The sequence below is a fragment of the Klebsiella sp. M5al genome, from assembly GCF_002090195.1.
GTDB lineage: Bacteria > Pseudomonadota > Gammaproteobacteria > Enterobacterales > Enterobacteriaceae > Klebsiella > Klebsiella grimontii.
The window spans coordinates 5,140,670-5,166,856 of the sequence record NZ_CP020657.1; the positions used below are offsets into that span (position 1 = coordinate 5,140,670).

Genomic DNA, 26,187 nt, shown 5'->3' on the forward strand with positions numbered 1-26,187 from the left:
GCTCACATTTTCCGACCGCGCAACAACGAACATATGATCTAAATTTTTATAAGAGTTCACTTTATGAGCGAAAAACGCATTACGGAAGAGAGCCGCTACGCCGGGCTGGCGTTAGCCGAGGAGGAGCTGGTGGCGCGGGTGGCGTGGTGTTACTACCACGACGGCCTGACGCAGAACGACATCGGCGAGCGTTTAGGACTGCCGCGGTTAAAGATCTCCCGCCTGCTGGAGAAGGGCCGCCAGTCGGGGGTGATCCGCGTCCAGATTAACTCGCGCTATGAAGGCTGCCTGGCGCTGGAAACCGAACTTCAGCAGCGCTTCGGCCTGAAAATCGCCCGCGTGCTGCCGGCGCTGAATACGCCCCCGATGAACACCCGCCTGGGGATTGGCGCGGCGCAATCGTTAATGGGCGTGCTGGAGCCGGGACAGCTGCTGGCGGTGGGCTTTGGCGAGGCGACCATGAGCTGCCTGCAGCACCTGAGCGGGTTTATCGGCTCCCAGCAGGTTCGGCTGGTGACGCTTTCCGGCGGCGTGGGCCCGTATATGACCGGCATTGGCCAGCTGGATGCCGCCTGTAGCGTCAGCATGATCCCCGCGCCGCTCAGGGTGTCATCGGCAGATGTAGCGGAGATACTGCGCCGGGAAGCGAGCGTACGCGACGTGATCCTCGCCGCCACGGCGGCGGATGCGGCGGTGGTGGGCATCGGCGCCATCGATCAGCGCCGCGACGCCACCATCCTGCGCTCCGGCTATATCAGCGAGGGTGAACAACTGATGTACGCCCGCAAAGGCGCGGTAGGCGACATTTTAGGTTATTTCCTGCAGGCCGACGGCAAACCGGTCGAAGGGCTGGAGATCCATCGGGAACTGCTCGGCGTCACCCTTGATGAACTGGCGCAGCTGCCAACCATCGTTGGCGTCGCCGGGGGAGAAGAAAAAGCGCAGGCGATTTACGCGGCCCTGATCGGCAAGCGGATTAATGGCCTGGTAACGGAAGAGACAACAGCACGCGCGGTGCTTACGCTGGCCTCATAACGGCCTTGCGCCGCGCAACACGAGCGAGGCGCATGTCATGAGTTACCTGTTAGCGTTAGATGCCGGGACCGGCAGCATCCGGGCGGTGATTTTCGATCTCAACGGCCGCCAGATTGCGGTCGGCCAGGCCGAATGGAAACACCTGAGCGTGGACAATGTCCCCGGCTCGATGGAATTCGATCTCACCACCAACTGGCAGCTGGCCTGCCAGTGTATCCGTCAGGCGCTGGCCGCCGCCCATCTCTCTGCGGCGGATATTCAGTCCGTCGCCTGCTGCTCCATGCGCGAAGGCATCGTGCTTTACGACCGCAACGGCGAGGCCATCTGGGCCTGCGCCAACGTTGACGCCCGCGCCAGCCGCGAGGTGGCAGAGCTCAAAGAGATCCACGACGACCGTTTTGAATCGGAAGTGTACGGCGTGTCGGGGCAGACCCTGGCGCTAAGCGCCATGCCGCGCCTGCTGTGGCTGGCCCATCATCGCCCGGATATTTACCGCAGCGCGGCGACCATCACCATGATCAGCGACTGGCTGGCGGCGAAGCTTTCCGGCGAGCTGGCGGTCGACCCCTCTAACGCCGGGACCACCGGCATGCTCGACCTGTTCAGCCGCGACTGGCGTCCGGCGCTGCTGGATATGGCCGGACTGCGGGCCGATATTCTCTCGCCGGTAAAAGAGACCGGCACCGTACTCGGCGCAGTCACCGACGCGGCGGCGGCGCAGAGCGGTTTGCGGGCGGGAACGCCGGTGGTGATGGGCGGCGGCGACGTCCAGCTCGGCTGCCTGGGACTCGGCGTGGTGCGCGCCGGGCAGACGGCGGTGCTCGGCGGCACCTTCTGGCAGCAGGTGGTCAACCTGCCGGAAGTGCGTACCGACCCGGAGATGAATATTCGCGTTAACCCACACGTCATTCCCGGTATGGCGCAGGCGGAGTCCATCAGCTTCTTCACCGGCCTGACCATGCGCTGGTTCCGCGATGCCTTCTGCGCGGAGGAGAAGCTGATTGCCGAACGCCTCGGCGTCGACGCCTACAGCCTGCTGGAAGAGATGGCCAGCCGCGTGCCGGCGGGTTCCCACGGGGTGATGCCGATCTTCTCTGACGCCATGCACTTTAAGCAGTGGTACCACGCCGCGCCGTCGTTTATTAACCTCTCCATCGACCCGGAAAAATGCAATAAAGCCACCCTTTTCCGCGCGCTGGAAGAGAACGCGGCGATTGTCTCCGCCTGTAACCTGGCGCAAATTTCACAGTTTTCCGGCGTGAAGTTTGACGGCCTGGTTTTCGCCGGCGGCGGCTCGAAAGGGGCGCTGTGGAGCCAGATCCTCAGCGACGTCACCGGCCTGCCGGTACGGGTGCCGGAGGTGCGCGAGGCGACGGCGCTGGGCTGCGCGATCGCTGCCGGGGCTGGCGCCGGGTTGTACAGCGATATGGCGGCGACCGGCGAGAAGCTGGTGAGCTGGCATCGGGAATTTACGCCCAATCCGGCGCACCGCGAGCTGTATCAGGAGATGATGGCCAAATGGCAGTCGGTGTACGCCGAGCAGCTCGGTCTGGTGGATAGCGGATTAACGACCTCAATGTGGCAGGCGCCGGGGCTGGCGCGCCGTGCTCCTGTTGTCCCCTCGCCCTAACCCTCTCCCCAAAAGAAGAGGAGAACAGTCCGGACTTATCTGGCCACCGGCGCCATTCCGCCCTTCCTCCTCTTCCTGTGGGAGAGGAGGAAGGGGAACCTTTCGCCGTTCTTTGAATCCCATCACAATCGCCGCACTCCCCTTTTCCCTTTTTGCCCGCGACGGCTAAATTAGTAACTCATCCGACCACATAACAATAATTTTACACTGGAAGAAATTATGAGCCGCTACCCGTCGCTTTTCGCCCCGCTTGACCTGGGGTTCACAACGCTCAAAAACCGCGTGTTGATGGGCTCGATGCATACTGGCCTGGAGGAGCTCCCGGACGGCGCGCAGCGGCTGGCGGCTTTTTACGCCGAGCGCGCCCGCCACGGGGTGGCGCTGATCGTCACCGGCGGAATTGCCCCCGCCCCTTCCGGCGTCACCATGGCGGGCGGCGCGGTGCTGAACGACGCCAGCCATCTCTCCCACCATCGCCATATTACCGATGCGGTACACGAGGAGGGCGGTAAAATTGCGCTGCAGATCCTGCATACCGGGCGCTACAGCTACCAGCCGAAGCTGGTGGCTCCTTCCGCGCTGCAGGCGCCGATCAACCCCTTTACGCCTCACGCGCTGAGCCACGAAGAGATCCTGCAGCTGATCGATGATTTTGCCCGCTGCGCCCAGCTGGCGCGGGAAGCCGGGTACGACGGCGTCGAAGTGATGGGTTCGGAAGGCTACCTGATTAACGAATTCCTTGCCGCGCGCACCAACCTGCGCGACGACCGGTGGGGCGGCGACTACGCCCGACGCATGCGTTTTGCCATCGAGGTGGTCAGAGCCGTGCGGGAACGCGCAGGCAGCGACTTTATTATTATCTACCGCTTGTCGATGCTCGATCTGGTCAGCGGCGGCAGCACCCTGGCGGAAGTCACCGAGCTGGCAAAAGCCATTGAGGCCGCCGGGGCAACGATTATCAATACCGGTATCGGCTGGCACGAGGCGCGCATTCCCACCATCGCCACCCCGGTACCGCGCGGCGCGTTTAGCTGGGTCACCCGCAAGCTGAAGGGCGCGGTGTCGATCCCGCTGGTCACCACCAACCGGATTAACGATCCCGCCGTGGCGGAAGCGATCCTGGCCCGCGGAGACGCCGACATGGTCTCGATGGCCCGCCCTTTTCTCGCCGATAGCGAATTTCTCTCTAAAGCGCAGAGCGGACGGGCGGATGAGATCAATACCTGCATCGGCTGTAATCAGGCCTGTCTTGATCGGATCTTCGCCGGTAAAGTCACCTCGTGCCTGGTCAATCCGCGCGCCTGCCATGAAACCCTGATGCCGATAGCGCCTGCGACCACACCGAAGCGGTTGGCGGTAGTCGGCGCCGGTCCTGCCGGGCTGGCCTTTGCCGTTAACGCCGCCTCGCGCGGGCATCAGGTTACCCTGTTTGATGGTCACCGCGAGATTGGCGGCCAGTTTAATATCGCCAAACAGATCCCCGGCAAAGAGGAGTTCTACGAAACCCTGCGCTATTACCGCCGAATGCTGGATCTTACCGGCGTCGCGCTGCGGCTGGAAACTCTGGCGACCGCGGACGATCTGCTGGCATTTGATGAGGTCATCCTCGCCACCGGGATCGCCCCGCGGATGCCGAATATCGAGGGAATCGAACATCCTAAGGTGCTGAGCTATCTCGATGTCCTGCGCGATAAAGCGCCGGTCGGCGAGAAGGTGGCGATTATCGGCTGCGGCGGGATCGGCTTTGATACCGCCATGTACCTCAGCCAGTCTGGTATCGCCACCAGCCAGAATATCGGCGAGTTCTGCGCCGAATGGGGGATTGATACCACCCTGCAGACCGCGGGCGGACTGCGCCCGGAAGGGATGCAATTAGCGAAAAGTCCACGCCAGATAGTGATGCTCCAGCGCAAAGCCAGCAAACCCGGCGACGGGCTGGGGAAAACCACCGGCTGGATCCACCGCGCCACCCTGCTGGCCCGCGGCGTCAAAATGATCCCCGGCGTCGGCTATCAACGGATCGATGATGCCGGCTTACATGTGACGATCGGCGGCGAATCTCAGGTGCTTAACGTTGATCATGTGATTATCTGCGCCGGTCAGGATCCCCGCCGCGAGCTGGCCGATCCGCTACAGGCGGCGGGTAAAACGGTGCATTTGATTGGCGGCTGCGACGTGGCGATGGAGCTGGACGCCCGACGGGCAATCGCCCAGGGCACCCGGCTGGCGCTGTCAATTTAGGGAAAGAAAACCCGACCGGTAGCCCGGCTAAGGCGTCAGCCGCAAGCCGGGGAAACCGGGGAAGCCGATAAGGCTTAGCGCTGCTTGCGCACCTTTGTCGCTTTCAACACCACAAATTTATTATTGGTGGCGATCGTCGTGCAGTTACCGAACGCGCGCTTCAGCTTGCGGAAATAATCGAGGTGGCGGTTGCCGACAACGTACAATTCGCCGCCGTACTTCAGGCTGCGGCGGGCGTCGTTAAACATCTGCCAGGCAATATGATCGGTGATCGCATGCTGCTGGTGGAACGGCGGGTTACAGAGGATCGCGGCGAAACGGTCCGGCTCAATATCGGACAACGCGTTATTCACCACAAACTCGCAGCGCTCGATGTCATCCGGCAGGTTGGTTTCAACGTTCAGCCGGCTGGAGGCCACCGCCATATAGGACTCATCGGTGAACATCACCCGGGCGTCCGGGTTTAAGGCCAGCGCTTTCAGGCCAATCACGCCGTTGCCGCAGCCGAGATCGGCGATCTCGCCTTCAATATTTGCCGGCAGATGTTCCAGGAAGAAGCGCGCGCCAATATCCAGGCCGCTGCGGGCGAACACGTTGGCGTGGTTGTGGATCGTCCACGGCGTACCGTCCAGTTGCCAGCTATAGGTCTGCGGCGCATCGGCCACCTCAGGCGCGGTAAAGGTACAGAAAATCAGCCGCGCCTTTTTCCATGCCAGCGATGTGGTGGTGGTGCCGAGGATCTTCTCAAACAGCGCCAGGGTGGAATTGTGGACATCCCGCGCTTTCGCGGCGGCAACAATGCGGGTTTCCGGCGTGACAACTTCGCGCAGAGCGCGCAGCTGCTGCTCCAGCAGCGCCAGCTGTTTCGGCACCTTAATGAGCACCAGCGCCGGTGCCGCAGGCAGTTCGCTCAGGGGATCCTGAAAACGTACGCTCTCTTCATCAATACCGTTCATCCGCAGGTTGTAGCGGGTCGCCAGCTCAGATATGTAGGAATCGTTGATGCTGACCGGGTTGCGTTCCGCGAGCGCACAGCCCAGCGCGCCGAAGCTGTCATTGAAAATGAGCGTCAGGCCGTCGACGTCATTCACCTGTTGCAGCAGATATTCATCCGCCGCTTCCCACGCCTGAAGCGCTTCCTCTTCAGCATTTGGCGGGAACCGCTCTAATGTGAATAACTCACCGTTTAACTCTACCTGGCTCATCGCCTCTGTGCCTCCGGAACACTAAAACCCGCGAGTTTATACGCAAACTTCGCCCAGTAGAATAGAGATGCGCCGATTATCTCCTTCTTCCGGGCCACAGTCCGTTACGCCGGGAGGTCGTCCTGCGCCAGGCGTGACAGGCGCTTATCGTCCAGGCTGTACTTGCTCATGATGACCACCAGCAGCGCCACCAGCACGCCGGGGAAGACGGTGAACAGCAGCTTGATCATCTGCAGCGCGGAGTCGGTTTGCTGCGCTGCGCCGCCAACGTAATCGCCCCATGCCAGCATATAGCCCACCAGCGCGCCGCCGATGGCGATCCCCAGCTTGATGGCAAACAGGTTTGTTGAAAAAACGATCCCGCTGAGCTTTTTACCGCTGCGTTTTTCTTCCGCATCGATAATATCGGACAGCATGCTCCACTGCAGCGGCGTAGCGGCCAGCTGAATAATATTGATGATAATCACCAGCGCAAAGATAGCGGCCACGTTCCCCGCCGGGACGAAGTACATGCCTATCAGCAGCGCCGCCTCGATGGCCATCGAGATTTTAAACCCTCTCACTTTATCAATATTTTTAAAGATAAACGGAGAGAGCATCGCCCCCAGCACGCCGGAAGCCAGGGTGGTGGTCAGCAGCAGGCTGCCCAGATCCGCCCGCCCCATAATGTTATTGACGTAATAGAGCGTGGTCCCGCCTTTAAACAGCACCGCAATCAGGTTAACGACGTTGAGCGCGAACAGAATGCGCCAGTCCTTGTTGGCGATCAGGGTTTTCAGATCATCAAGAATGCTGCTTTGGTTATTGACCGCGATATCCTTGGTGTAGCGCTCTTTCGTCAGGCCGAAGCAGATAAAGAACAGGATGATGCTCAGGCACCCCATCACAATCATGGTGTAAAAATAGCCGTTTTGCACGTTACCCTGACCCAGCCAGGCCACCAGCGGCAGCGCGGTGAGCGAGACAATCAAACCGCCGAGCGTACTGAGCGCAAAGCGCCACGACTGGAGCGAAACGCGCTCGCGGGAATCGTTAGAGATATTATTGATCATCGCGCAATACGGAACGTTAATCGCCGTATACACCAGAGATAACAATGTATAAGAAACATAGGCATAAATTAGCTTGCCGGTATAGCCAAAATCCGGCGTATAAAACGTTAAGCAGCAAAGTACGCCAAAAGGAATCGCGAACCATAAAATATAGGGACGGAATTGCCCATATTTAGTCCGGGTACGATCCGCCACCGCCCCCATTAATACATCGGTCACCGCGTCTAATACCCTTACCGCCAGAAACATGGTCCCCATATGCGCCGGACTTAAACCAAATACGTCGGTATAAAACCAGGCCATAAACAACATGACCGTTTGCCAGACTAAATTACAGCCGGTATCCCCTAACCCATAGCTAAATTTTTCTTTAATACTGATACGGACAGTGTTCATCGCGCCTCCGCCAGAAGATCGTTAATATTTGTCCTCTGTACGTTATTGCTTAGGGCTTACCGATTATGTATAAATCATCCTGTTAAATATAAGAAGAGTGTACCCGATGAGTGACGAATCTCCCGTTTTCGAAAAGATCCCCGTGGGCGCCGGTGAGCTATTTACCCTGCGGGTAGATAACATAAATGATTTCAACGGCATAAACGTAGTCCCTCATTTTCATATGATGGACGAGCTGATGTGGTTCAGAGAGTCAGAGGGCAGCTATTCGATTGGTGACGAGAAATTTACGGTAAAAAACAATACCCTGATTTTCGTCCCCGCCTTAGTGATCCATGAAATGACGCTCCCGGCCGCCGCCAGCCACAAGCGTTATCTTATGCAATTCGAAAAAGAGTGGCTCGAGGGATACGACCTGTCGCTCCCCGCCGCCCACTGCGGCGCGGTCGCTTACCTTTCCGGCGAGGAAGCCGAGCGCCTGGAGCTGCTGCTAAGCTGGTGCGGTGAGTTCAGCGACTTCTCCGATTCGCTGTTTCGCTCCCTGATGCAAAGCGTGCTGCTGCATGCTTTTAATAGCCTTAAAGATTCTGTCCCCATTACCGAACGAACCAACCATCGCTACCTCAGCGAGCTTATTGAACTGCTTCAATCCATTGATGAAAATGAAAATTTTGAAATGACGACCGAAGAAGCCGCCTGCCGCTGCCGGTGGTCAAAATCCTGGTTTTCCCGCACCTTTAAATCCGCCTTTGGAATCAGCTTCAAGAAATTTATGCTGCTGCGCAAACTCAATATCGCTATCAACCTGCTGACCAATACCGACCTGAAGATCAGCGATATCTCGCAAAGCGCCGGCTTCACCGACAGCGCCTACTTCTGCCTCAAGTTTAAAGAGATGATGAACGATACCCCGCAATCTTTCCGGCACAAAGTCAGAAGTACTGCTGCCGTGGGCAATCGGGCGGACAAATAACTCTTTTTTGTGAGCAACATCACCGGATAAGTAGACGTTTATTATATAAACAGAAACAATCTATATATCTCCTGGGCTGTCGTCTATTTACAATTATCGCTATATTTTGCGCATTAAGGGTAAATACGATGATTCAGAATCCTGTGTTTAGAGGTTTTAATCCTGACCCCAGTATATGTCGGCGCGGCGATGATTATTATGTAGCGGTCTCTTCCTTTGAATGGTTTCCCGGCCTGCCGATTTACCATTCGAGAGATCTTAAACATTGGCAATTACTCACCCACGTTCTTACCGATGATAATAATCCGGATTTAAAAAAGCTGCCCTCCGCCAAAGGTATTTGGGCACCGAGCCTGACCTGGTGTGAAGAGGAAAAATTATTCTACGTTATTTATGGCGTGATGAATTCCATGAATTCGCGATATTTCGATGTAGATAACTATCTTATTACCGCCAGTGAAATCACCGGCCCGTGGAGTGAGCCGGTTTATCTCCACTCTGCCGGGTTCGATGCTTCTATCCTGCACGACAGCGACGGTAAAAAATGGATCGTTTCACTGGAGTGGGAAACCCGCGAAGGTTACGAAAAACCGGGCGCCATTTGCCTGGTGGAGTATTCGCCGCAAAGGCAACGCGTTGTCGGCTATCCGCAGCGAATCTGGCGCGGCGGTACCGATCGCGGCTGTATTGAAGCACCGCATTTGACGCGCCGCGGCGATTATTACTACCTGATGGTCGCCGAAGGCGGCACCGGCTATGGCCATGCGGTCACCATGGCGCGCGCAACGCAGGTCGCCGGCCCCTATGAAGGCGATCCGCAAAACCCCATCGTCACCGCCTGGCCGGAGAATTTTAACGAGCGCCACGACGCAGGCCATCTCAAACCACACTACTTCAATCCGCAAACCTATCTGCAAAAAGCCGGGCACGGCAGCTACGTCGAGACCCCGACGGGCGAAGTCTGGTTAACCCACCTTTGCAGCAGACCCTTCCGCCAGGAGCTGCGCTGCCCGCTAGGCCGCGAGACGGCGATACAAAAGATGATATGGAGCGATGATGGCTGGCTGCGGCTGGCGGCCGGGGGAAACCTCGCTCAGCACCAGGTGGAAGAGTCGAATCTGCCTTCTCAGCCGTTTCCGGCTAAACCAGACAGGGATGATTTTGATGGGCAAACGCTGGATAACGCCTTCTATGCGCCGCGGATCCGCTTTCAGCGCTTTACCAGCCTTGAACGTAAAGCGGGCTACCTTGCCTTACGCGGTCAGGAGTCGCTGAGCTCGCTGAATAAAGTTAGCCTGCTGGCGAAAAAGCTCACCTCGGTATACGCCACTATCGTCACGAAGATGGATTTCAGCCCGGAGATTTATCAGCACAGCGCTGGCCTGGTGCTCTATTACGACAACATGAACTATCTGTTTTTGCATAAAACCTGGGATGAAGCTTCCGGCGCAGCGCAGCTGGCCATCATTTATATGGATAACGGCGAGCGTCACGACGACCCGCAGAAAATCCTCCTTGCGACGGGGGAAGTCTATCTGGCGATGGCTATTAACGGCCGGGAGATACGGTGCTCGTGGTCCGTCGATGGCGAAAAATACCAACACATCGGCGCGGTCTACGACACCTCACGTTTTTCCGATGAATATAGCCGCTACGGCGAGTTTACCGGCGCGTTTGTCGGCATGGCCTGCGTGGATAGCATGCTGCATCGTAAAGAGGCGCTGTTTGACTTCTTTAGCTACCGGGCGGTAGAAGACGCGATAATCGAGTAACGCTGCCTTCTGGCATCCTGCCCGCGCGGGGTGCTAGAATCCCCGGCTGTTGTCGCTGAATGACCCAAACAGGCCGCATGAGCACTTTAACCTATCTCCAGGGCTACCCTGAATCCCTGCTGGCGCAGGTCACCGCGTTAATCAAACAGAACCGTCTCGGCGAAGTGCTGAAAAAGCGCTATCCGCAGGGTCACGATATCAACAACGATAAAGCGCTGTATCAGTACACCCAGGATCTGAAGTCACGCTATCTGCGCGGCGCGGCGCCGATCAACAAGGTGATGTACGACAACAAGATCCACGTGCTCAACAACGCGCTCGGCCTGCATACCGCCATCTCCCGCGTTCAGGGCGGCAAGCTGAAGGCTAAAGCCGAAATTCGCGTCGCCACCGTCTTTCGCGATGCGCCGGAGGATTTTCTGCGGATGATCGTGGTGCACGAGCTGGCGCACCTGAAGGAAAAAGAGCACAACAAGGCGTTCTATCAGCTGTGCTGCCATATGGAGCCGCAGTACCATCAGCTGGAGTTTGATACCCGCCTGTGGCTGACCCAGCTTTCGTTAGAGCGTTCTGCGCCATAGCGCACTGGTTTTGTCATGATGGCGTGCTACAGTGACGAAAGGTCCCTTTTACGGAGTTCGTCAACGTTTATGATACGTTTCGCAGTTGTTGGCACAAACTGGATAACCAAGCAGTTTGTCGATGCCGCCCATGAAACCGGCAAATATAAACTCACCGCCATCTACTCCCGCAGCCTTGAGCAAGCTCAGGCCTTCGCCAGCGATTATCCCGTCGAACACCTGTTTACTTCGCTGGAAGATTTAGCGCAGAGCCCTGACGTTGACGCGGTCTATATCGCCAGCCCTAACTCGCTGCACTTTCCGCAAACCCGCCTGTTTCTACGCCATAAAAAGCACGTCATTTGCGAAAAACCGCTGGCCTCGAACCTGCAGGAAGTCGAAGCCGCGATGAAAACGGCGCGGGAAAATAACGTGGTCCTCTTCGAAGCGTTCAAAACCGCCAGCCTGCCAAACTTCCTGCTGCTTAAACAGTCGTTTGACAAGATCGGCAAGCTGCGCAAAGCCTTTATTAACTACTGCCAGTACTCTTCCCGCTATCAGCGCTATCTCGATGGCGAAAATCCCAATACTTTCAATCCGGCCTTCTCTAACGGCTCGATCATGGACATCGGCTTTTACTGCCTGGCCTCCGCGGTGGCTCTGTGGGGCGAGCCTCGCGCGGTGCACGCCAGCGCCAGCCTGCTGGAAAGCGGCGTCGATGGTCAGGGCACGGTCGTTCTGAGCTACGGTGATTTTGATGTCACCCTGCACCACTCGAAGGTAAGCGATTCCGCCATCCCGAGCGAAATCCAGGGTGAAGCCGGCGCGCTGGTGATCGAAAAAATCTCCGAATGCCAGAAAGTCTGCTTCGTGCCGCGCGGCGGCAAATCTCAGGATCTCACCCAGCCGCAGCATATCAATACTATGCTGTATGAAGCGGAGGAGTTCGCTCGTCTGGTCGAAGCCAACGAGGTGGCTCATCCGGGTCTGGAAGTGAGCCGCATCACGGCGAAGCTGCTGAGCGAAATTCGTCGCCAGACCGGCGTGGTCTTCCCGGCGGATAGTCAACCCGTGGCGTAAAGCTGTGTAAATGGTCCGTCGGCCTCCATTGACGCCATTTATAACCTGTAATACTTTGTTACGCGCAAAGGGGAGTAACTTCCTTGCCGGCCGATCGTCATTACGATGCGTGAAAAACCGCATCCGGTCGCCGGGCAACAGATTCTTGTTGTAAGTGAGACCTTGCCGGAAGGCGAGGTCTATGCATAAAAGCGCAGCGGCTGCCGTCTTCCGACGTCAGCCGTTTTGTTTTTATGTAAGGAATATCGTAATGAATACTGTCGGCACACCGTTGTTATGGGGCGGATTCGCAGTGGTCGTGGTCATCATGTTGGCTATCGATCTGCTGCTGCAGGGACGGCGTGGTGCGCATAGCATGACCATGAGGCAGGCCGCTGGCTGGTCCATTCTCTGGGTTACCCTCTCGCTGTTGTTTAACGCCGCTTTCTGGTGGTATCTGGTGCAGACCGAAGGTCGCGCCGTGGCCGACCCGCAAGCGCTGGCGTTCCTCACCGGCTATCTGATCGAGAAAGCGCTGGCGGTGGATAACGTCTTCGTCTGGCTGATGCTGTTCAGCTACTTTGCCGTTCCGCCTGCGCTACAGCGCAGAGTGCTGGTTTACGGCGTACTGGGCGCGATCGTACTGCGAACGATCATGATCTTCGCCGGCAGTTGGCTGATTTCCCAGTTCGAGTGGCTGCTCTACGTCTTCGGCGCGTTCCTGCTGTTTACCGGCGTGAAGATGGCGCTGGCGAAAGAGGATGATTCCGGCATCGGCGACAAACCGCTGGTGCGCTGGATCCGTAATCATCTGCGCATGACGGATAAAATCGAGGGTGAGCGCTTCTTTACCCGCCAAAACGGCGTGCTCTACGCGACGCCGCTGCTGCTGGTGCTGATCCTGGTTGAGCTGAGCGACGTTATCTTTGCCGTGGACAGTATTCCCGCCATCTTCGCCGTGACCACCGATCCGTTTATCGTGCTGACCTCGAACCTGTTCGCGATTCTCGGCCTGCGCGCCATGTATTTCCTGCTGGCGGGCGTCGCGGAGCGCTTCTCAATGCTGAAGTATGGCCTGTCGGTGATTCTGGTATTTATCGGCATCAAAATGCTGATCGTCGATTTTTACCATATTCCCATCGGCATTTCGCTGGGCGTGGTTGGCGGAATTCTGACGTTGACGCTGCTTATCAATGCCTGGGTTAATAAGCAGCACGATAAGAAAAAGCAGCTGCAGTAAGGCCTGAACGGCCGGGTGAAGACCCTTTTCATCCGGCCAGCAACTTTCTCCGCGTATTATTCTTACTCATGTCACAAAATAGTTAATATACAGTTAAAAAATAAGATCTCAGCGCAGGTAACAGCATTTTACCCTTCCCCAATAGCGTTCTTTCCGTATACTCAACCAGGCAAACATTTATTTACATCCGGACATAAACGTGACCAATAATACGTCGCCGGGACGGACAGCAACATCACTGGAAGGAATGAAGCATGGCAACACAATCACCCCGCTCGACCCTGCTGCGGCGGCTGGCTCAGGGTAGCCTGGTCAAACAAATTTTAATCGGTCTGGTGCTCGGCGTACTGCTGGCGACGGTCTCAAAACCGGCCGCCGTGGCGGTTGGGCTGCTGGGCACGCTGTTTGTCGGCGCGCTGAAAGCGGTAGCGCCGGTGCTGGTGCTGATGCTGGTCATGGCCTCCATCGCCAACCACCAGCAGGGGCAAAAAACCAGTATTCGCCCGATCCTGTTCCTCTATCTACTGGGGACATTCGCCGCCGCGTTAACCGCGGTAGTGTTTAGCTTTATCTTCCCGTCTACGCTGCACCTGAACGCCGCGGCAGAGAGCATCACTCCGCCATCGGGTATCGTCGAAGTCCTGCGCGGGCTGCTGATGAGCATGGTTTCCAACCCGATAGACGCGCTGCTGAACGCCAACTATATCGGGATTCTGGTGTGGGCCGTCGGTTTAGGATTCGCGCTGCGCCACGGTAATGAAACCACCAAAAACCTGATTAATGACGTTTCTCACGCGGTGACCTTTATCGTTAAAGTGGTAATTCGCTTCGCGCCGCTGGGCATCTTCGGCCTCGTCGCCTCGACGCTGGCGACCACCGGTTTTGAGACCCTCTGGGGTTATGCCCAACTGCTGCTGGTACTGGTTGGCTGCATGCTGCTGGTGGCGCTGGTGATTAACCCGCTGCTGGTGTTCTGGAAAATCCGCCGTAACCCCTACCCGCTAGTGCTGCTCTGCCTGCGCGAAAGCGGCGTTTACGCCTTCTTCACCCGTAGCTCCGCCGCCAATATCCCGGTGAATATGGCGCTGAGTGAAAAGCTGAACCTGGACCGCGATACCTACTCGGTTTCCATTCCGCTGGGCGCCACCATCAACATGGCCGGCGCGGCGATTACCATTACGGTACTCACCCTGGCGGCCGTGCATACGCTGAATGTTCCGGTAGATCTGCCGACCGCGCTGCTGTTGAGCGTCGTCGCTTCGCTGTGCGCCTGCGGCGCTTCCGGCGTGGCGGGCGGTTCGCTGCTGCTGATCCCGCTGGCCTGTAACATGTTCGGCATTCCGAACGATGTGGCCATGCAGGTGGTCGCCGTGGGCTTTATTATCGGCGTATTGCAGGACTCCTGCGAAACCGCGCTGAACTCCTCCACCGACGTTCTGTTTACCGCCGCCGCCTGTATCGCCGAAGACGAACAGATTGCCAAAAACGCCCTGCGCAACTGATTCCTTCCCCCTCCGCTAACGCGCGGAGGGGGTCTCTCCCTGTACCGCCTTTTCGACTTTAAACGGGTCGATTCCCCGCTTTTGCATCCGCCGGAAACGGATGATGTTCATACCGTTCATCAACAGGAAGCTGCCTTCAATCAGGGTGCCGCCGATCGAGCCCAGCCAGAAGTTGTGGATTACCCAGCAGGCGGTCGCGCACCACATGACGCAGCGGACGGTTAACCCCGAGCAGCGAAAGAGCGCCCAGGTGCTGGCCAGCGTGCCAATAATCGGCAGCAGCTCCATAGCATGCTGCAGCTTCGCCAGCCCCAGTACCAGCGTGAGTACGATAAACAGGGCCATCACCCACATCCTGCGGGTACGCATGGAGACCAGGGTGCGGACGGTATTCAGCTCGGCGCTCATTCCCGCCGGCCACGCGCCCATTAAAAAGAAATGCACGCCAATGGTGGCGCTATAGACAGCCAGCTGCAGCTTAAAGCGGCGCTCATCGCGGTTGAAAAAAGTCGTAATCCCGATCAGAAAGGCGATAACGCCGACGCCCTGGGCAAGCCAATACGCGGTCATGAAAAGTCCTTATAAAACAAAACGGCGCATCATTATCTGAAACGCCGCTTTTAAAAACGAGTGTCACGCTATTACCTGTGCCTGTTTATCAGGTCTACAACGTCACGCCGCTTTTAAATATCGCCAGCTCGCGGAAATCATTCCGCTCATTACAGGTCTGCTTACCGTTAGCGAAGTCCACAATGGTATCGACGAACTCCTCCAGCAGCTGCGGCATCGCTTTACCGTGAATCAGCTGACCGGCATCGAAGTCGATCCAGTGCTTTTTCTTCGTCGCCAGTTCGCTGTTGGTGGCAATTTTCACCGTCGGCACGAAACCGCCGTACGGCGTGCCGCGCCCGGTACTGAAGAGCACCATATGGCAGCCCGCGCCGGCCAGCGCGCTGGTCGCTACCGCGTCGTTGCCCGGGGCGCTCAGCAGGTTAAGACCGTGAACTTTCAGCCGCTCGCCGTAGCGCAGGACGTCAACCACCTGGCTGGAGCCCGCTTTCTGCGTGCAGCCCAACGATTTATCCTCAAGCGTAGTGATACCGCCCGCCTTGTTGCCCGGCGACGGATTCTCGTAAATCGGCTGGTCATGGGCGAGAAAGTACTGCTTGAAATCATTGACCATCGTCACCAGCTTGCCGAAGGTCTCTTCGTCGCGACAGTGGCTCATCAGCAGCTGCTCGGCGCCGAACATTTCCGGCACTTCGGTCAGGACGGTGGTGCCGCCGTTGGCAATCAGATAATCCGAGAAGCGGCCCAGCATCGGATTAGCGGTGATGCCGGACAGACCGTCAGAACCGCCGCACTCGAGACCAAACTTCAGTTCGCTCAGCTTACCCGACTCGCGCTTGTCATGGCGCATCACGTCATATAGCTGACGTAGATGCTCCAGCCCGGCTTCTACTTCATCATCCTGGTGCTGACAGATCATAAAGTGAACGCGCTCAGGGTCGAATTCACCCAGCGTTTCGCGGAAGGCGTCGACCTGATTGTTTTCGCAGCCCAGACCGACTACCAGTACCGCCCCGGCGTTCGGGTGACGCACCATGTTTTGCAGCATAGTGCGGGTGTTAATGTGATCGTCCCCGAGCTGCGAGCAGCCGTAGGTGTGGCTGAAAAGGTGAACGCCGTCGATACCTTCCGCGTCGTTGGTTTCCTTCAGAAAACGGTTCTGCATCTGGCGCGCCATGGCGTTGACGCAGCCGACGGTCGGCAGGATCCACAGCTCGTTGCGCACCCCGACTTCGCCGTTAGCGCGACGATAAATCTGGATGTCGCGATCCGCCGGCTGTGCGGCGGGCTCGCTAAGATCCGGTTGATAGCTATACGCGTCGAGATCGCTCAGGTTAGTACGCGTATTGTGGGAGTGAATATGTTCCCCCGGCGCAATATCCGCCAGCGCATGTCCTATCGGCAGACCATACTTAATGACGTTGTCTCCTTTCGCAATCCCGCGCAGCGTAAACTTATGCCCGCGCGCAATATCCTGAGCCAACGTGACCGTATCGCCGTCAATGGTGACTACCGTGCCTGCCGCCATATCCGCCAACGCTACCGCGACGTTATCGTGCGAATGGATTTTAATGTATTGCATATCAACCGACCTCTGGTCTTAGTTCAGTTCAATGGCGAAGTAGTCACGCGCATTGTTAAAGCAAATGTTTTTCACCATCTCGCCCAGCAGCTGAATGTCCGCCGGGGCTTCTCCCGCTTCAACCCAGCGGCCAATCATCTGGCACAGGATGCGGCGGAAGTATTCATGACGGGTGTAGGAGAGGAAGCTGCGGCTATCGGTCAGCATGCCGACAAAGCGGCTCAGCAGGCCAAGCTGCGCCAGTTGGGTCATCTGACGTTCCATACCGTCTTTCTGATCGTTAAACCACCAGCCGGAACCGAACTGCATCTTGCCCGGCATGCCTTCGCCCTGGAAGTTGCCGATCATGGTGCCCAGCACTTCGTTATCGCGCGGATTCAGGCAGTAGAGGATGGTTTTTGGCAGCAGGTTTTCTTCGTTCTGCTTGCTGAGCAGTTTGGACAGCTCTTCCGCCATCGGACGGTCGTTGATGGAGTCAAAACCCACATCCGGCCCTAACAGCTTGAACTGACGCAGGTTGTTATTGCGCAGCGCGCCGATGTGATACTGCTGTACCCATCCGCGGCGGGCATATTCCGCGCCGAGGAACACCAGAACCGCGGTTTTGAACTGCGCGACTTCATGCTCGCTGAGAGCTTCACCGGCCAGACGGCGCGCCAGGATGCTATCCAGTTCGCTTTCGTTGGCTTCCGCGAACAGCACCACGTCCAGCGCGTGGTCAGAAACTTTACAGCCGTGAGCGGCAAAGTGATCCAGACGTTTGGTCAGCGCGGACTGGAGATCGGCAAAGCGGCGGATATCGGTGTCAGACACGTCGCCCAGCTTCGCCATGTAGTCGTTGAAAGTTGCCTGCTCAATGTTGAACGCTTTGTCCGGGCGCCAGCTCGGCAGCACCTTGACGGAGAATGAGCTGTCTTTCGCGACGGAGGCGTGATGCTCCAGCGAATCGACCGGATCGTCGGTGGTGCCGACCATTTTCACGTTCATCTGCTGCATGATGCCGCGAGCGGAGAAGCTCTCCTGCGCCAGCAGATCGTTGCACTGATTCCAGATTTCATCCGCCGTTGCCGGCGAGAGCACCTTACCTGTAATACCAAAAGGGCGGCGCAGCTCAAGATGGGTCCAGTGGTATAACGGGTTGCCGATGGTATGCGGTACGGTGGCCGCCCAGGCGTCAAATTTCTCGCGATCGGAGGCGTCGCCGGTACACAGACGCTCGGCTACGCCGTTGGTGCGCATCGCGCGCCACTTGTAGTGATCGCCTTTCAGCCAGATGTCATACAGATTTTTGAAGCGATAATTCTCCGCGATCTGCTGCGGCGGCAGGTGGCAGTGATAGTCGAAAATCGGCTGGTCTTTCGCGTAATCGTGGTACAGGCGGCGGGCAAACTCGGTATCAAGCAGGAAATCTTCGGTCATAAACGGTGTCATTTTCGTGTCCTCTTCGCCCCCGGAGGAGCCCATCAGATGATTGACTATAATGCTGACAAAGTTATCACACCAATTTCTACAGACCGAAGTATTTTTCGTGAGTTAGATCAATAAACGACGACAAAAAAAGTACCATCAAAGGAGTAAAATCCCCGCTAAAGCGCGCCAGCTCTGGCCTTTGTCGCAAGAATGAATGCCCACACAAACTTTCCCACTTTTGTGACGTCACTCAACTTTTGAAGTTGTATGACAAGTTATCTTGCTGCCGTCGAAACATATAAACCGACGGAATGCATTACCGACGAACAATCACGTCGGATTTACCGGTATGGACACCGAATTTAGACACAACAGTTGATGGCAAGGTTCGGGCCATACGAGGTTTCCTCTCCTGAACCCTCCGTTTCACCTTCTTCGCCTCAGTGACTGGGCTGGAAGATAGCCGCACCCGCTGCGGATATATAACAAACGATGAGGTTTACATGCGTAAAATTAAAGGGTTACGTTGGTACATGATCGCGCTGGTGACGTTAGGCACCGTGCTGGGGTACCTGACGCGTAACACTGTGGCGGCAGCTGCGCCGACTCTGATGGAAGAGTTACACATCTCCACCCAACAGTATTCCTATATCATCGCGGCCTATTCCGCTGCCTATACCGTTATGCAGCCCGTCGCCGGCTACGTGCTGGACGTGTTAGGCACTAAAATCGGCTATGCCTTCTTTGCTATCGCCTGGGCGGTGTTCTGCGGCTCTACGGCGCTGGCGGGAAGCTGGGGCGGACTGGCGCTGGCGCGCGGCGCGGTGGGTGCCGCCGAAGCGGCCATGATCCCTGCGGGTCTGAAAGCCAGCTCCGAATGGTTCCCGGCAAAAGAGCGTTCTATCGCTGTGGGTTACTTCAACGTCGGCTCCTCCATCGGCGCCATGATTGCCCCGCCGCTGGTGGTTTGGGCTATCGTGATGCACAGCTGGCAAATGGCGTTTATCATCTCCGGCGTTCTGAGCTTTGCCTGGGCGATGGCGTGGCTGGTTTTCTACAAACACCCGCGCGATCAGAAAAAATTAACGGAAGAAGAACGCAACTATATTATCGGTGGCCAGGAATCCCATCATCAGACCAACAACGGTAAGAAAATGTCTCCGTGGCAGATTCTGCGCAACCGTCAGTTCTGGGGTATCGCCCTGCCGCGTTTCCTTGCCGAGCCGGCGTGGGGGACCTTCAACGCCTGGATCCCGCTGTTCATGTTTAAAGTCTACGGCTTTAACCTGAAAGAGATTGCGATGTTTGCGTGGATGCCGATGCTGTTTGCCGACCTCGGCTGCATCGTTGGGGGCTATCTGCCGCCGCTGTTCCAGCGCTGGTTTGGCGTTAACCTGATCGTTTCGCGTAAAATGGTGGTGACCATGGGCGCGCTGCTGATGATTGGCCCAGGGATGATCGGTCTGTTCACCAGCCCGTTTGTCGCCATCGCCCTGCTGTGCGTCGGCGGCTTTGCTCACCAGGCGCTGTCCGGCGCGTTAATTACCCTCTCTTCCGACGTATTTGGGCGTAACGAAGTGGCGACGGCGAACGGCATGACCGGCATGGCCGCATGGCTGGCGAGCACCATGTTCGCCCTGGTGGTCGGCGCGCTGGCGGATACAATCGGCTTTAGCCCGCTGTTCGCCGTGTTGGCGGTTTTCGATGTGCTGGGCGCCGTAGTTATCTGGACGGTGCTGAAAAATAAATCAGCGGATGACGACAGTACGCCGCTGGAAACGAGTAAACCCGCCACGCAAAGCTAAACGCAGGCGAGTTGCCCCCATCCGAAGCCGCCTTGATACAGGCGGCTTTTTCGTCTGTTTTTATGGTGAGAAGCGCGTAAAAGTGGTATAACAAATCCAATATTGTCGCCATCTCCCGGGAGCGAATATGGAAATCACTGAATCGCGTCGTCTGTATCAGCAGCTTGCCGCTGAGCTTAAGTCGCGCATTGAACAAGGCGTCTACCTTGTGGGCGATAAGCTACCCGCAGAGCGGTTTATCGCTGACGAAAAAAGCGTGAGTCGTACCGTGGTTCGCGAAGCCATCATTATGCTGGAAGTTGAAGGCTACGTTGAGGTTCGCAAAGGCTCCGGCATCCACGTCATCTCCAATCATCCAAAACATCAGCAAATTGCCGATGAATCGCTGGAATTCGCCAATTATGGTCCTTTTGAGCTGTTGCAGGCCCGCCAGCTGATAGAAAGCAATATTGCCGAATTCGCGGCGACTCAGGTGACCAAGCAGGACATCATGAAGCTGATGGAGATCCAGGAAAATGCGCGTAAAGAGAAGTGCTTTCGCGATTCCGAATGGGATCTTCAGTTCCATGTCCAGGTGGCACTGGCGACGCAAAACACCGCGTTAGCCGCCATCGTAGAAAAAATGTGGACCCAGCGCGTGCATAACCCGTACTGGAAAAAACTGCACGATCATATCGACTCGCGTACCGTCGATAACTGGTGCGACGATCATGACCAAATTCTTAAGGCGCTGATTCGCAAAGATCCGCATGCGGCGAAGCTGGCCATGTGGCAGCATCTGGAAAATACCAAGCTGATGTTGTTCAACGAAACCAGCGATGACTTTGAATTTAACGCCGATCGCTACCTGTTTGCCGATAATCCGGTGGTTCACCTCGATACGGCCGCCAACGGCGTAAAATAGACGCTTATCCCCATACCGGGCAGCGATTCCTTCACTGCCCGCAACGCCCTCAGGGTAAGCAAAGCATATATAGTGTCAGCCTGTGTAAATACACTCGCCACCCTCCTTCGCAATCAGCAAAATCAGAATGCAACAAACTGCAATTTCTCTGACGTAAAGTCAGCGGGTTTGTTACAATTAGATGCATTTTGTCGTTCTGAGAGTTAGCTTTGGCTTACTTCACTTTTAAACAGGGAACCGTTCAGAGCGCAGCAGCGACCCTAATCTAATAAAAAGCTATGTCGCCGTGCATATACCGCGTTCAGACGTGCCGTTAACCGATGTACCAGGAATCGTGAATGGAACTATTAACCCAATTATTGAATGCCTTGTGGGCTCAGGATTACGAAACTCTCGCTAATCCATCCATGATTGGCATGTTGTACTTTGTCTTATTTATGATTTTGTTCCTTGAGAACGGTTTACTGCCTGCCGCCTTTTTGCCCGGCGATAGCCTGCTGGTGCTGGTCGGCGTCCTGATCGCTAAAGGCGCGATGGGCTTTCCGGAAACGCTGCTGCTGCTTACCGCTGCGGCAAGTCTCGGCTGCTGGCTAAGCTATATTCAGGGCCGCTGGCTGGGTAATACGCGAATCGTACAAAACTGGCTATCGCACCTTCCCTCACACTACCACCAGCGCGCGCATCATCTGTTCCATAAGCACGGGCTTTCCGCGCTGCTGATTGGCCGCTTTATCGCCTTCGTTCGTACGCTGCTGCCGACCATCGCCGGGCTATCCGGCCTGAGCAGCGCACGCTTCCAGTTTTTTAACTGGATGAGCGGTCTGCTGTGGGTCCTGATTCTGACCTCCCTGGGGTACCTGCTGGGAAAAACACCGGTATTCCTGAAGTATGAAGATCAGCTGATGTCCTGCCTGATGCTGCTGCCCGTCGCGCTGCTGGTATTTGGCCTGATTGGTTCGCTGATTGTCCTGTGGAAGAAAAAATACAGAAGCCGGGGCTAACAATGGCGATGCAACGATCCTCTCTGCGTCAGATAAGCTGGGTGCTGGGCGGTTCGCTACTCCTGTGCGGCCTGTTCTGGCTCTGGCTCACCGTGCAACAGCAGGAGTCGACCCTGGCTATTCGTCCCGTCAGCCAGGGTATCAGCATGCCGGACGGGTTTTCCGTCTGGCATCATCTCGACGCTAACGGCATCCGCTTTAAAAGCATTACGCCGCAGAATGACGGCTTGATCATCAAGTTTGACTCCAGCGCTCAGGGCGCCGCGGCAAAAGAAGTTTTGGGCCGCGCCCTGCCGCATGGCTATATTATCGCTTTACTGGAAGATGATGATTCGCCTACCGCCTGGATTTCGCGCCTGCGCGATACCCCGCACAGATTCGGATAATGCACGAAAATTCCGAATATTTTCACCCTGTTTGGTGATTTCCCGTTTTACTTACTATCATTAAGTCTGCGGGAGTCACCAGGCTCACGTTAATCAACTGGATAGGGTATATCCTTCAGATATTCCCTCACACAATGGAAGGTCGTATCCATGAAACACCGCATTGCTTTGATCCTGGTTCTGTCTTCACTGAGCGCCAGCGCCTTTGCCATCTCCCCTTGTCAGGAAAAAGAACAAGATATTCAACGGGAGATAAGCTACGCCGAAAAACATCATAACCAGCACCGTATTGATGGTCTGAAACGGGCGCTTAGCGAAGTGCAGGCAAACTGTAGCGACAGCCAGCTCAAAGCCGATCACCAGAAAAAAATCGCCAAACAGCAGGCAGAAATAAGCGAACGCCAGAATGACCTGCGCGAAGCCGAACAGAAAGGCGATGCTGATAAAATCAGCAAGCGTCAACGTAAACTTGATGAAGCGCAGCAAGAGCTGAAAGCGCTACAGTCTCGCGAGTACTAATCGATTAAGCAAGACCAATATGGACCACTTTCACAGGAGATAAAACATGGCTAAAGATAACGTTGCAGAAGACCTGCGTGCGGAACTGAAAACGCTGGCTGATACCCTGGAAGAAGTGCTGAACTCCTCCACGGATAAGTCGAAAGAAGAGATTGGTAAACTGCGTAGTAAAGCCGAAAGCGCGCTGAAAGAGAGCCGCGTTCGCCTGGGTGAAACCAGCGACGCCATTGTGAAGCAAACGCGCGAAACCGCTGCGCGTGCGGATGAATACGTCCGTGAAAACCCGTGGACCGGCGTAGGAATTGGTGCTGCCGTCGGGCTGGTGCTGGGTGTCCTGCTGACGCGTCGTTGATTATGGCGAATTCTCAAAGCACGCAAGGGCCGGGGCAAAGCGTTTTCGGCATTGGCCAGCGGATAGTCACCCTGCTGGTCGAAATGGTCGAAACGCGTCTGCGCCTCGTCGTCGTGGAGCTGGAAGAGGAGAAAGCCAATCTCTTCCAGCTATTCCTGATGCTCGGGCTGACGCTGCTGTTCGCCGCGTTCGGCCTGATGAGCCTGTTAGTCCTCATCATCTGGGCCGTCGATGCGCAATATCGGTTAAACGTGATGATCGCCACCACCGTGATTCTGCTGCTGGCGGCGCTCATTGGCGGGATCTGGACGTTACGCAAAGCGCGTCGTTCGACGTTCCTGCGCCTGACGCGCCAGGAGCTGGCTAATGACCGGGCATTGCTGGAGGATGACAAGTCATGAGCCGCGACCAGCAGGAACGCGAACGGCAAAAGGCGCTTTTGCTACGTCAAATCCAACAGCAGCGGCTGGATCTCAACGCCAGCCGCCGCCGCTGGCTTGAGGCGACCGCGCCAATCGACCGTGGCTGGAACACCCTGCTCAACCTGCGTTCATGGGCAATGGTCGGCAGCGGCCTCGTCGCGGTATGGTCCGTTCGCCATCCGCGCTTTTTGCTCCGCTGGACAAAACGCAGCCTCGGTATCTGGAGCACCTGGCGTATGGCCCGCAAGCTGTTGCAGCAGACCGCATCGCGCTAAGGCTGATTTCTCACGTCTGGGTTATGTCAGCCGGGTCAGGCGCCAGCCGCCGCCCGGCATCAATATCGTCGTACTGTCCCATCAGATTTGCCCTTCTGCTCGCCGCCCTAATCACTCTCCCGCTGCGCCGCTATATCACCCTTTCTATTCATTTCGTTTATCAATAATTGCTCAGAAACTTTGAAAAAGAACTACAGTTTTCCTTGCTAACAATCACATCTCATCCTCGCTAATATCCTCTCCATCGACAGCAAGCCCGCGTAACTACGCAGGATTGCACCAAAAAACGAAATCGCCGCCCTTTGGGTTTCCTGGAGTTAGAAATGAAAAAATTAGAAGATGTTGGTGTATTGGTAGCGCGCATTCTGATGCCCATTCTGTTCATTACCGCAGGTTGGGGAAAAATTACCGGGTATGCGGGTACACAACAATATATGGAAGCCATGGGGGTCCCTGGGTTTATGCTGCCGCTGGTTATCCTGCTTGAGTTCGGCGGCGGTCTGGCAATCCTGTTCGGTTTCCTGACCCGTACCACCGCGCTGTTCACCGCGGGCTTCACCGTACTGACCGCGTTTCTGTTCCACAGCAACTTTGCTGAGGGCGTGAACTCGCTGATGTTCATGAAGAACCTGAGCATCGCAGGCGGCTTCCTGCTGCTGGCTATCACCGGTCCAGGCGCGTTTAGTATTGACCGCGTCCTGAATAAAAAGTGGTAAGCACACTATACTGAGTGAAAATCTAAAAAAGCGAGGGGATATCTCCTCGCTTTTGCTATCTGAAGGAGGCAACAATGGGACAATTAGTTGACGGCGTCTGGCACGATACCTGGTATGACACCAAATCCACCGGGGGGCGATTCAAGCGTTCTGTTTCCGCCTTCCGCAACTGGCTAACCGCCGATGGCGCGCCGGGCCCAAGCGGCCAAGCCGGATTCGCTGCGGAAAAAGACCGTTACCATCTGTACGTTTCTCTTGCCTGTCCATGGGCGCATCGCACCTTGATTCTGCGCAGCCTGAAAGGGCTTGAGCCGTTTATTTCCGTCTCCGTGGTCAACCCCCTGATGTTTGAAAACGGCTGGACTTTCGACGATAGCTTCCCGGCAGCCACGGGCGATACCCTCTACCAGCACGAATTTCTCTATCAGCTCTATCTGCATGCCGATCCGCACTACAGCGGGCGCGTTACGGTGCCGGTATTGTGGGACAAGAAGCAGCAAACCATTGTCAGCAATGAGTCGGCGGAAATCATCCGCATGTTGAATACCGCCTTTGACGGACTGGGCGCCCGCGCAGGAGATTACTACCCGCCGGCGCTGCGCGCGCAAATTGATGAGCTGAACGGCTGGATCTATGACAACGTCAACAACGGGGTCTATAAAGCCGGATTCGCCACCAGCCAGCAGGCCTATGACGAAGCGGTCGATGGGGTATTTACCTCGCTGGAACGTCTGGAGCAAATCCTCGGCCAACACCGCTTCCTGACCGGTAATCAGCTGACGGAGGCTGATATTCGTCTGTGGACCACCCTGGTTCGTTTCGACCCGGTGTATGTGACCCACTTTAAATGCGACAAACGCCGCATCAGCGATTATCTCAATCTTTACGGTTTCCTGCGCGACATCTACCAGATGCCGGGCATCGCTGAAACGGTGGACTTCGCCCATATTCGCAACCATTACTACCGAAGCCATAAGACGATCAACCCGACCGGGATCATCTCCGTCGGCCCGCAGCAGGATCTTAACGAGCCGCACGGCCGCGATCTTCTCTTCCGCTAAGCGATTGGGCGCGATTTACCGCGCCCAATAATTCACAAAACAAATATTTACCGCCATTTCATTCACGTCTATTCTTATTTCGATCGCTTTAAAAACAAGTGATTGACGGTTAATCGAGGCGTAGAAATGGACTGGTATCTTAAAGTATTAAAAAATTACATTGGATTTGGCGGCCGCGCCCGGCGCAAAGAGTACTGGATGTTTATTCTGGTCAACATCATCCTGACCGGCGTACTCAGCATCATTGATAAAATGCTTGGATGGCAGCGCGCAGGAGGAGAGGGCATTCTGACGACCATCTATGGCGTGCTGATCTTCTTACCGTGGTGGGCGGTGCAGTTTCGTCGATTGCACGACACCGACCGCTCGGCCTGGTGGCTGTTATTACTGCTGATCCCCATTATCGGCTGGCTGGTGATCCTGGTCTTCAATTGCCAGAACGGCACTCCCGGCAATAACCGCTTCGGGCCGGATCCCAAACCGACTTCCTACTGAACAATGCGCCCCTCGTTAAAAAGG

The 26,187-nt window shown here is 56.4% G+C and carries 25 protein-coding genes; 20 read left to right on the plus strand and 5 right to left on the minus strand.

Annotated features, from left to right (window positions below; all coding sequences use genetic code 11):
- Positions 1-63: 63 nt before the first annotated feature.
- The 3 genes from lsrR (at position 64) to BWI76_RS24675 (ending at position 4,906) form a co-directional block, all read left to right on the plus strand.
- Positions 64-1,035: a transcriptional regulator LsrR gene (gene lsrR / locus BWI76_RS24665; protein ID WP_024358708.1), complete on the plus strand. Its 972-nt coding sequence runs from the start codon at positions 64-66 to the stop codon at positions 1,033-1,035.
- 37 nt (positions 1,036-1,072) lie between these two features.
- Positions 1,073-2,665, plus strand: a complete 1,593-nt coding sequence (gene lsrK, locus BWI76_RS24670) for an autoinducer-2 kinase (protein ID WP_024358709.1) — start codon at positions 1,073-1,075, stop codon at positions 2,663-2,665.
- Positions 2,666-2,884: 219 nt separating this feature from the next.
- Positions 2,885-4,906, plus strand: a complete 2,022-nt coding sequence (locus BWI76_RS24675; RefSeq protein WP_049133284.1) for an NADPH-dependent 2,4-dienoyl-CoA reductase — start codon at positions 2,885-2,887, stop codon at positions 4,904-4,906.
- Positions 4,907-4,980: 74 nt separating this feature from the next.
- Here the strand turns inward: BWI76_RS24675 and rlmG are convergent, their stop codons facing one another.
- Together rlmG and BWI76_RS24685 are read right to left on the minus strand one after the other, a co-directional pair.
- Entirely contained in the window at positions 4,981-6,111 is a 1,131-nt protein-coding gene (rlmG, locus tag BWI76_RS24680; protein WP_004135930.1) for a 23S rRNA (guanine(1835)-N(2))-methyltransferase RlmG, read from the minus strand.
- Positions 6,112-6,215: 104 nt separating this feature from the next.
- Positions 6,216-7,559, minus strand: coding sequence for a glycoside-pentoside-hexuronide (GPH):cation symporter (locus tag BWI76_RS24685; protein ID WP_004135928.1), 1,344 nt, complete (start codon positions 7,557-7,559; stop codon positions 6,216-6,218).
- A gap of 106 nt (positions 7,560-7,665) precedes the next feature.
- Here BWI76_RS24685 and BWI76_RS24690 point away from each other — a divergent pair, with 106 nt between their 5' ends.
- From BWI76_RS24690 to sstT, 6 genes are all read left to right on the plus strand, one after another.
- Entirely contained in the window at positions 7,666-8,532 is an 867-nt protein-coding gene (locus BWI76_RS24690) for an AraC family transcriptional regulator (RefSeq protein ID WP_064371649.1), read from the plus strand.
- 128 nt (positions 8,533-8,660) lie between these two features.
- Complete coding sequence (locus BWI76_RS24695; RefSeq protein ID WP_004135923.1) at positions 8,661-10,304, plus strand: glycoside hydrolase family 43 protein; 1,644 nt, start codon at positions 8,661-8,663, stop codon at positions 10,302-10,304.
- A gap of 77 nt (positions 10,305-10,381) precedes the next feature.
- Positions 10,382-10,885: a M48 family metallopeptidase gene (locus BWI76_RS24700; RefSeq protein WP_004135921.1), complete on the plus strand. Its 504-nt coding sequence runs from the start codon at positions 10,382-10,384 to the stop codon at positions 10,883-10,885.
- A 69-nt stretch (positions 10,886-10,954) separates the two neighbouring features.
- Positions 10,955-11,944, plus strand: a complete 990-nt coding sequence (locus BWI76_RS24705) for a Gfo/Idh/MocA family protein (RefSeq protein ID WP_024358713.1) — start codon at positions 10,955-10,957, stop codon at positions 11,942-11,944.
- A gap of 250 nt (positions 11,945-12,194) precedes the next feature.
- Positions 12,195-13,163 (plus strand): TerC family protein, encoded by a 969-nt coding sequence (locus tag BWI76_RS24710; RefSeq protein WP_024358714.1) that lies wholly within the window; start codon positions 12,195-12,197, stop codon positions 13,161-13,163.
- Positions 13,164-13,417: 254 nt separating this feature from the next.
- Positions 13,418-14,665, plus strand: a complete 1,248-nt coding sequence (sstT, locus tag BWI76_RS24715) for a serine/threonine transporter SstT (protein WP_024358715.1) — start codon at positions 13,418-13,420, stop codon at positions 14,663-14,665.
- A gap of 15 nt (positions 14,666-14,680) precedes the next feature.
- On the opposite strand, the gene BWI76_RS24720 is transcribed toward sstT, so the two are convergent.
- The 3 genes from BWI76_RS24720 to uxaC form a co-directional block, all read right to left on the minus strand.
- Positions 14,681-15,235, minus strand: coding sequence for a YgjV family protein (locus tag BWI76_RS24720; protein ID WP_004135916.1), 555 nt, complete (start codon positions 15,233-15,235; stop codon positions 14,681-14,683).
- 94 nt (positions 15,236-15,329) lie between these two features.
- Entirely contained in the window at positions 15,330-16,817 is a 1,488-nt protein-coding gene (locus tag BWI76_RS24725) for a UxaA family hydrolase (RefSeq protein ID WP_049085099.1), read from the minus strand.
- Positions 16,818-16,835: 18 nt separating this feature from the next.
- A complete protein-coding gene (gene uxaC / locus BWI76_RS24730) occupies positions 16,836-18,248 on the minus strand; it encodes a glucuronate isomerase (protein ID WP_004135913.1) in 1,413 nt (470 codons plus the stop codon).
- Positions 18,249-18,730: 482 nt separating this feature from the next.
- Here uxaC and BWI76_RS24735 point away from each other — a divergent pair, with 482 nt between their 5' ends.
- The 11 genes from BWI76_RS24735 to BWI76_RS24785 all read left to right on the plus strand — a co-directional run bounded on the left by BWI76_RS24735 (position 18,731) and on the right by BWI76_RS24785 (position 26,163).
- Entirely contained in the window at positions 18,731-20,032 is a 1,302-nt protein-coding gene (locus BWI76_RS24735) for an MFS transporter (protein WP_004135911.1), read from the plus strand.
- 127 nt (positions 20,033-20,159) lie between these two features.
- Positions 20,160-20,936 (plus strand): transcriptional regulator ExuR, encoded by a 777-nt coding sequence (gene exuR / locus BWI76_RS24740; protein ID WP_004135908.1) that lies wholly within the window; start codon positions 20,160-20,162, stop codon positions 20,934-20,936.
- 338 nt (positions 20,937-21,274) lie between these two features.
- Positions 21,275-21,937 (plus strand): DedA family general envelope maintenance protein YqjA, encoded by a 663-nt coding sequence (yqjA, locus tag BWI76_RS24745; RefSeq protein WP_004125499.1) that lies wholly within the window; start codon positions 21,275-21,277, stop codon positions 21,935-21,937.
- A gap of 8 nt (positions 21,938-21,945) precedes the next feature.
- The gene (gene mzrA / locus BWI76_RS24750; RefSeq protein WP_162626098.1) at positions 21,946-22,323 is read left to right on the plus strand and encodes an EnvZ/OmpR regulon moderator MzrA; all 378 of its coding nucleotides are present in this window, start codon (positions 21,946-21,948) and stop codon (positions 22,321-22,323) included.
- 150 nt (positions 22,324-22,473) lie between these two features.
- Positions 22,474-22,842 (plus strand): DUF1090 domain-containing protein, encoded by a 369-nt coding sequence (locus BWI76_RS24755; protein WP_004125504.1) that lies wholly within the window; start codon positions 22,474-22,476, stop codon positions 22,840-22,842.
- Positions 22,843-22,888: 46 nt separating this feature from the next.
- Positions 22,889-23,194, plus strand: coding sequence for a DUF883 family protein (locus tag BWI76_RS24760; RefSeq protein WP_004125506.1), 306 nt, complete (start codon positions 22,889-22,891; stop codon positions 23,192-23,194).
- 2 nt (positions 23,195-23,196) lie between these two features.
- Entirely contained in the window at positions 23,197-23,595 is a 399-nt protein-coding gene (locus BWI76_RS24765) for a phage holin family protein (protein ID WP_024358717.1), read from the plus strand.
- Positions 23,592-23,891 (plus strand): YqjK-like family protein, encoded by a 300-nt coding sequence (locus BWI76_RS24770; RefSeq protein WP_004135905.1) that lies wholly within the window; start codon positions 23,592-23,594, stop codon positions 23,889-23,891. Before BWI76_RS24765 ends, BWI76_RS24770 begins: the two co-directional genes overlap by 4 nt.
- 323 nt (positions 23,892-24,214) lie before the next feature.
- Complete coding sequence (locus BWI76_RS24775; protein WP_004125512.1) at positions 24,215-24,607, plus strand: DoxX family protein; 393 nt, start codon at positions 24,215-24,217, stop codon at positions 24,605-24,607.
- Between the two features lie 74 nt (positions 24,608-24,681).
- The gene (locus BWI76_RS24780; RefSeq protein ID WP_004135904.1) at positions 24,682-25,668 is read left to right on the plus strand and encodes a glutathione S-transferase family protein; all 987 of its coding nucleotides are present in this window, start codon (positions 24,682-24,684) and stop codon (positions 25,666-25,668) included.
- 126 nt (positions 25,669-25,794) lie between these two features.
- Positions 25,795-26,163 carry a DUF805 domain-containing protein gene (locus BWI76_RS24785; RefSeq protein WP_004135903.1) on the plus strand — a complete coding sequence of 123 codons (369 nt, stop codon included), beginning with the start codon at positions 25,795-25,797 and terminating at the stop codon, positions 26,161-26,163.
- The last annotated feature ends 24 nt before the right edge of the window (positions 26,164-26,187 follow it).